We start from the raw sequence: 7,311 nt of genomic DNA, 5'->3' as shown, positions 1-7,311 counted from the left end.
GACAAAAAGTCCGCCAGCCAGCACCGCTGGCTGCTTTCCAGCCTGTTGATTGCCATTGTGCTGCTCAGCCTGGCGCCCAGCCTGCGCCTGCTGATCGAGGCGTTGAGCGACCTTACCCAAGGGAGACAGTCACCGCTATGGCAGGTACTCAACAGCGCCAGCACTTGGCGAGCACTCTGGCATAGCCTGTATACCTCGGGGCTTGGCATGCTGATCGCCCTGTTGCTGGGCAGCCTGTTCGCCTTTGCCATCACGCTCACCAATGTGCGCGGAAAAGCGTGGCTGGTGTTCTGCTTTATGCTGCCGATGATGATTCCGCCCCAGGTCACCGCCTTGAGCTGGCTGCAGCTGTTTGGCCCGGCCAGCCCGCTTCTAAAAAGTATTGGTATGGCACCACCGCTAGGCAGCCCGCAACCGCTCTACTCGGCAGAAGGCATCGCTTTATTGCTGGGTATCCAGAGCGCGCCGCTGGTATTTCTAGCCCTGCGCACCAGCTTGCTGTCTTTGCCTCGAGAACTTATCGAAGCCGCCCGCATTAGCGGCGCCAAACAAACCCAAGTATGGGGCCATATTATTCTCCCCGTGACCCGTAGCGGCTTGATCGCCGGGGGGGCGATGGCGTTTATCTCAAGCCTGGGCAACTTTGGCATTCCTGCCATGCTAGGCATTCCCGCTGGCTACTACGTGCTGCCCACACTGATCTACCAGCGCATGGCCAACTTCGGTACCGGCGTGTTGGCAGAAATGGCCGCCCTGTCGCTGCTGATTGGATTGCTGGCCTTAGCGGGCGTCGCGCTGCAGCAGCACTTGATGGGACGCAGTCGCTTTGGGCTGGGCGGCCATAGTGGACGCTGCCACGATTTCACGCTGGGCCGCTGGCGCTCGCTGGTGACCGCCACGCTAGTCGGGATCTTACTGATTATCCTGGTCGCACCGCTGCTCGCGCTGATTATCAGTTCGCTGGTGCCCGCCATGGGCGTGCCGCTTAACGCCGAGACCACAACTTTAGGTGCTTACGTCGAAGTGATGGGCCGTCAAGGCGCTACATGGCGGGCGGTGAACAACAGCCTGTTACTAGCGGGTAGCGCGGCAGTGGTGTTGATGTTACTGAGCCTGCCATTGGCTTACCGGCTACAGCGCCTACCGGAACGCTGGCGGGGCGTGGTACTTAGCGCTATCGAGATCCCCTATGCGCTTCCCGGAGTGGTATTGGCGATTGCCTGCATCCTGCTGTTTGTCCGCCCACTGCCGATTATCAATGTGGCGCTCTACGGCACCCTGGGGCTGATTTTTATCGCCTATCTGGCGCGCTTCCTGGTGGTCTGCGTAAAGCCCGTCGCCGCCAGTTTGGCGCAGCTGGATCCCTCCCTTGAGGAGGCGGCACAGCTAGCGGGGGCAGGCCCCTGGCGGCGCCTCGGCAGCATTATTTTACCGCTGGTGGCGCCCGCGCTGTTCGCCGGTGGGCTGCTGGTGTTCTTGCTGGCGGTCAACGAACTAACCGTGTCTGCGCTGCTGTGGAGCGCCGGCAACGAAACTCTCGGCGTGCTGATCTTCAACCTCGACGAAGGCGGCGAAAGCGTGCTGGCCTCAGCGGTATCAGTGCTGGTGGTGATCATGGTCGCCTCGCTGATGCTGACGCTCAGTTTGCTGGCACCGCGGCTACCTAAAGGAGTCATCCCATGGCAGAGCTAAACATTGCAGGGCCAAACATCGTAGGACTGAGCATTGATCGCGTTACCAAACGCTTTGGCGAACACACTGCCGTGGATGAGCTGTCGTTGGAGATTAATCCGGGAGAGTTTGTTGCCCTGCTCGGCCCTAGCGGCTGCGGCAAAACCACTATGCTGCGCATGTTGGCGGGGTTTGAAACGGTCAACGAGGGTACTATTCAATTAGCCAATCGTACCCTGGCAAGCGCCGATACCCATGTCCCCCCCGAGCAGCGCAATATGGCCATGGTGTTTCAATCCTATGCGCTGTGGCCGCATATGAGCGTGGCTGACAACGTGGGCTACCCAGTCAAACTGCGCGGCCTGCGCGGGACGGCGTATCAGCAAAAGGTTCAGCAGGCCCTGGCTCTGGTGGAACTCGATGCCTACGCCGACCGCATGCCCCAGGCCCTCAGTGGGGGTCAGCGACAGCGCGTGGCGCTCGCGCGCTGTCTAGTCAGCGACCCGTCGGTGGTGTTGCTGGATGAACCACTGGCCAACCTTGACCGTCATCTGCGCGCCACCATGGAGCACAGCTTCCGCGATTTTCACCAGCGCACTGGCGCTACCCTGGTCTATGTCACCCACGACCAGACCGAAGCCATGGCGCTGGCGGATAAAATCGCGGTGATGAAAGCGGGCAAACTGGTTCAATGGGGCGCCCCCGAAACCCTTTACCGACAGCCGCGAACCGCCTGGGTAGCAGGCTTTATAGGCCAGGGCAGCCAATTAATGGTCGCCGCTGGTCACCCTGGAAAGCGTCTTGAGAGCGCTGCCCTGATGCGCGGGTTAAATGCCATCGAATCCGAGCGCAGCCAAAGCGTATTGGTGCGCCCAGAGCATATTCAGATCAGCACAACACTCTCTTCCTCCGTGGCTCCCACGCATAGTCAGCTTGCCGCCCAGGTGGAGGGCGTGATCTTCCGCGGCGAGCGTTATGAACTCACCCTGCGCCTGCCCAGTGGCGAAACGCTGCTGGCCTACCATCACAGCGCGCCTGATTTGGGTAGCCAGGTTGCCGTTAGCCTTGAGCAGGGCTGGTGTCTGGAGCCCGACCAATGAGTGTTATTATCGAAATTCTAAGTGGTTTAGGCGCCAAAGGGCCAGCGGCGATAGTAGTAGAAGCCCAAGGAAAACGCTTACTGCTAGACGCAGGCGGCGCACTCCACCCAGACGACACCATTACCTGGGCGAACAACCTGAATGTGGATGCAGTGCTGATTAGCCACGACCATATTGACCATATCGGCGGTGTGGCCGAGCTAGCGGAGAACGTGCCACTTTATTGCACACCATTGGTAGCCAAGGCATTGCCCCACAACCGCTCTTGGCTCCCTCTGCCCGAACGCGGTACGCTAGAGGTGGAAGGCATCACCGTTACCACCGGCCAAGCGGGGCACTCACTAGGCGGCGTGTGGCTGCATTTAGCGGTGGAAGGCGGTGTTTTCTATAGCGGCGATGCTTGTTTCGAGTCGCGGCTGTTCCCTTTTGATACGCCACCAACGGCGCGTATTGCGTTACTAGATGCCTCCTACGGTAGCTACGACCAACCCCAAGTGCGTTGCGTGCAGGCCATCAGTGAGTTTCTTTATCAGCCGCTGGCGTTTCCGGTTCCGGAAACCGGTCGCGCCCTGGAAATGGCACTATGGCTGGCGGAAGAGGCGGATCGAAGACAGTTAACGCTCGCCATTGACCCGGTGATTCGCGACAACCTGGCCGCGCTATTGGCACTGCCTGCCACATTGCGCCGACCTGGGCTCGACCACTCAATTCACTTGCTTTTAGCGCGGCAAAACGTTTACTCGCCAAACCTTCAGTTGGTGTGCGATCGCAACGATACCCCGGAACAGTGGCCTGATCACCACCTGCTCCATACAGGTTATCTGACCCCTGATCGCCGCGCCGAGCTAGCGGCGGGTGAAATAAGCTGGCAGCGCTGGAATGTTCACCTGCGTGCGTCGCACCTGGTGGCGCTCGCCGACCAGTTGGACGCCACTCAAGTGGTGCCGCTATTTACCCAGTTTAGCGATAACGAATTAAACGCGTGGCATCGGCTGCTAAGCGACCGCCTCTGCACCGCACAGCGTTTCTCTGCTAATTCACGTTTAGTCACCCTTTCCTGTTTAGGGAGTTTTGCATGTCCGCAGTAATTGTTGATGTCGACGGCACCTTAGCCGAATTTCACCCCCACCAGGTCAGTGACTGGGTGCTGGGCAGCCAGAAACAATGGGAGCCCTTCTTTGCCCATATGGCCGAAGCGCCGGTGATCGAAGCGGTTGCCAAGCTGGTTAAGATCCTGAAGACCCAGGGCCAGCAGATCGTTATTTGCAGCGGTCGTCCGGACAGCCACCGTGAGCATACCCAGCGCTGGTTAGAGCGCCATACCATCCCCTTTGATGCCATGTATCTGCGCCCTGAGGGCGATGACCATGTGGATGATGAAGAGGTAAAAGCCGCGCTACTCAATCAAATGCGCAGCGACGGCTTTGCCCCCTGGCTGGTGCTGGATGACCGTGACGCTGTGGTCGCCCAGTGGCGCGCGCTCGGCCTAACCTGTTTGCAGTGCGCACCAGGGGACTTTTAAGCGTTCGCCAGCCTAGCGCGACGCTGCCACAACAGCACTGCTAAGGGCACCAGCGCGACGGGGACCAAGAGCAGGTTAAGCGTCGCCCAGCCTAAACTGCTAACCAAGGGACCGGCGAGCAGCGCGGTCGTAGCGGCGGTGCCAAAGACTAAAAACTCATTGGCGGCCTGGGTGCGCGCTTTATCCACCGGGCGGTAGCTCTCGGTGAGCAGCCCGGTGGCGGGCAAAAAGGTAAAGTTCCAGCCCAACCCCAGCAGAATCAGCGCCACGTTAAAACCGGCTAAGCCGATTCCAAACTGGGCGACCACAGCACTCGCCACCAGCAGCAGGCAACCGGCCACGATAACTTGTTTGGCACCGAAGCGGGTGGCCAAATGCCCAGTAAAGAAAGAGGGTAAAAACATTGCCACCACATGCCACTGAATAGTCATGGAAACATGGTTAAAGTGGTGCCCGGCCCCCGCCATGGCTAGCGGCGTGGCGGTCATGGCCAGGTTCATCACGCCATAACCAACCATTGCCGCGCTCACCGCCACAATAAATCCGGGCTGGCGGAGTATCTTACCCAGCGGCAGTGCGGTGCCTTCGCCGTGGGTGCGGGATGCGGGCGGCAGTTGTGTCAGCATCAGTACCACCAACGCCAGTGCATAGAGCGCAGCTAAACCAACAAAGCTGCCCAAAAACGGCACCTCGCCCAACTCACGACTCACCCTGGCCAGCCACGGCCCGGCAAACGCGGCCAGTACGCCGCCGCCCATCACCAAACCAATCGCCCGGTCACGCATCGGCGCGGGGGCGGCCTCTACCGCGGCAAAGCGATAGAGCTGACCAAAACCAATGCCGATACCGATCAACCAGGTGGCCAGCAAGAACAACCCAAAGCGCTCGCTCATCAGCGCCTGCACGGCAACCAGCGCGCCTACCAAGCCAACGATATTGCCCAGCATAAAGCCGAGTTTACGGCCCAGTTTGGCCATGATTAACGAGGCGGGAATGGTGGCACACATCAACCCTAACCACTGGGTGGCGACCGGCGCAGTTGACCAGGAGGCGCTAGGCGCCAAGGAGGCCCCGATCAGCGGTGAAACGGCAATCAACAAGACATTGCCGGTAACCAGCAGCGCTTGGCAGAGTGAAAGCAGGGTGACGGTTAAAGGCATGAGGCACTCTCCTGAGCGGAAGCCGCGTGAGAAGTAGCAAAGCGTTGGCGATAGACCGAGGGTGATACGCCGTAGTAGCGCTGAAACTGGCGGCGCAACTGCTCCGCTCCACCCAGCCGCCAGCGTTGTGCCAGTCGCTCAAGGGATAGCTGCTCGCGCTCGTTGAGCAGCGCAAGGCGCGCTTGTTCAAGGCGTAGCTGGGTCAGGTAAGCGCCGGGCGTCGTATTTAAGTAGCGCCTAAACAGCCTGGATAAATGGCGTGGGGAAACCGCCATCAGGTCGGCCATGCTCTCAAGCCCGTGATCCACGCTGGGGTCGGCGTGGAGTTGATCCAGCAAGCGGCGCAGTGGCCCCGCAGCAAGCTGGCGGCGCAGTATCTCGCTGAACTGCGACTGCCCGCCGGGGCGGTGCAAAAAAACCACCAGTTCACGGGCTACCCGTCCGGCAAGTTCGGCACCGTGATCCGCCTCGACCAGCGACAGCGCCAAATCAATCCCTGCCGTTATGCCTGCGCTGGTGTAGCGACCGTTGCTTTCGCTATACAGCGCATCGGGCTCGACGCTAAGCGCGGGGTACTCCTCGGCTAATTGCTCGGCATGGCGCCAATGGGTGGTAACGCGACAGCCATCCAGCAGCCCTGCAGCGGCTAATAAAAATGCCCCTGAGCAGATCGACCCAAGCCGTCGTACCATTGGGGCGATGTCACGAAGCACCTGCTTCACTTCGGCTATGTCGCGCTGCTGCATCACCCCACTGCCGCCCGCCACCAACAGCGTATCAAGGGGCATTAAACGCTTAAGTTGGTGGTAGGTGTGTGTAGCGTGCACGGCTAAGCCGCTGTTGGTGGCTACCGGGCCGACGGCATCGGCTACCAGCGTTAACTGGTACAGCGGATGGGGGCTTAGCGCATTGGCGCTGGCAAACACCTGCCAGGGGCCACTGACATCCAACAGTTGGCAGTCAGGATAGGCAATTAGGGCAATATGGCGCGTCACTGTCTCTCTCCGTTAATGGCATAGAGAGAGTGTCGGCGCCACGGCCTATGTCGGCAAGGACCATTACCCCACCGATAGAGACATCTCTATAAAAAGCAGGTCATTAGCATCAGCCCGTCCTGTCTAACGGCGCCTCCATCCTGCGTACGCTGGAAACGAAATCGCTAAAGCGCTCGCCCTGAATCAACACATGGTCGCTCAGTGCTCGCTGCGCCGCTACGGAGTCACCCTGTTCAATGGCCTCCACGATGGTTTGGTGTTCGCTTAGCGAATTATTCACCCGTTGGCGCACCTGCAGCTGCAGGCGCCGGTAAGGCTTCAAGCGCTGCTTCAACTGGCGCGCTTCGCTAGCAAGAAAGGTGTTATGGCTAGCAGTATAGATACAGTCGTGAAAACCCTCGTTTTCGTAGTAATACTCATCGCTGTCGCCAGCCAGGGCCGCCGCTTCGCAACGTTGGTGGGCTTCCTTTAATGCGGCCAGCTCATGCTCGGTAATCCGCCGTGCCGCCAGGCGACCACACATGCCCTCCAGCTCGGCCATCACCTCGAACATCTCGATCAGTTGATCAATGCCCACTTTTGCAACGAAGGTGCCCTTCTTCGGCGAAACGGTGACCAAGCCGCTAGCAACCAGCTGCTGAAAGGCTTCGCGCACTGGTGTTCGCGAGACCTGGAACTCACTGCCCAAGGCTTCCGGGTCCAGGCGTTCTCCTGGCACACGGCGGCCATTAATAATGTCATCCTCAAGAGAGTCTCTTAATCGCTGAGCATTGGAACGCTTGGTGCCTGTCATGTTTTACCTCCACGGATCCCGACTCACCTTAGCGGTTTTAGTTTTCATATATTTGACATTAGCATACGTA

At 59.5% G+C, this 7,311-nt stretch carries 7 protein-coding genes; 4 read left to right on the top strand and 3 right to left on the bottom strand.

Going from position 1 to position 7,311, the window contains the following annotated elements; all coding sequences use genetic code 11:
* The 4 genes from KUC_RS08465 to KUC_RS08450 all read left to right on the top strand — a co-directional run.
* Positions 1 to 1,692, top strand: a 1,692-nt coding sequence (locus KUC_RS08465; RefSeq protein ID WP_244264765.1) for an ABC transporter permease, incomplete at its 5' end; no start/stop codon positions are given.
* Positions 1,680 to 2,771: an ABC transporter ATP-binding protein gene (locus KUC_RS08460; protein ID WP_007112755.1), complete on the top strand. Its 1,092-nt coding sequence runs from the start codon at positions 1,680 to 1,682 to the stop codon at positions 2,769 to 2,771. The genes KUC_RS08465 and KUC_RS08460, both read left to right, overlap by 13 nt.
* Entirely contained in the window at positions 2,768 to 3,859 is a 1,092-nt protein-coding gene (locus tag KUC_RS08455; protein ID WP_007112754.1) for an MBL fold metallo-hydrolase, read from the top strand. Before KUC_RS08460 ends, KUC_RS08455 begins: the two co-directional genes overlap by 4 nt.
* The gene (locus tag KUC_RS08450; RefSeq protein WP_007112753.1) at positions 3,847 to 4,293 is read left to right on the top strand and encodes a phosphatase domain-containing protein; all 447 of its coding nucleotides are present in this window, start codon (positions 3,847 to 3,849) and stop codon (positions 4,291 to 4,293) included. The genes KUC_RS08455 and KUC_RS08450 overlap by 13 nt, the downstream gene beginning before the upstream one ends.
* Here KUC_RS08450 and KUC_RS08445 read toward each other — a convergent pair.
* From KUC_RS08445 to KUC_RS08435, 3 genes are all read right to left on the bottom strand, one after another.
* Positions 4,290 to 5,453, bottom strand: coding sequence for an MFS transporter (locus KUC_RS08445; protein ID WP_007112752.1), 1,164 nt, complete (start codon positions 5,451 to 5,453; stop codon positions 4,290 to 4,292). The two genes, KUC_RS08450 and KUC_RS08445, sit on opposite strands and share 4 nt — an antisense overlap.
* Positions 5,444 to 6,448, bottom strand: coding sequence for a GlxA family transcriptional regulator (locus KUC_RS08440; RefSeq protein WP_007112751.1), 1,005 nt, complete (start codon positions 6,446 to 6,448; stop codon positions 5,444 to 5,446). Before KUC_RS08440 ends, KUC_RS08445 begins: the two co-directional genes overlap by 10 nt.
* A gap of 109 nt (positions 6,449 to 6,557) precedes the next feature.
* On the bottom strand, positions 6,558 to 7,241 hold the full coding sequence (locus KUC_RS08435) for a GntR family transcriptional regulator (protein WP_007112750.1): 684 nt from the start codon (positions 7,239 to 7,241) through the stop codon (positions 6,558 to 6,560).
* Positions 7,242 to 7,311: the final 70 nt, after the last annotated feature.

The organism is Vreelandella boliviensis LC1, assembly GCF_000236035.1.
Lineage (GTDB): Bacteria > Pseudomonadota > Gammaproteobacteria > Pseudomonadales > Halomonadaceae > Vreelandella > Vreelandella boliviensis.
The sequence above is the reverse complement of the archived record's forward strand: the minus strand, read 5'-3'. Positions and strand labels throughout refer to the sequence as shown.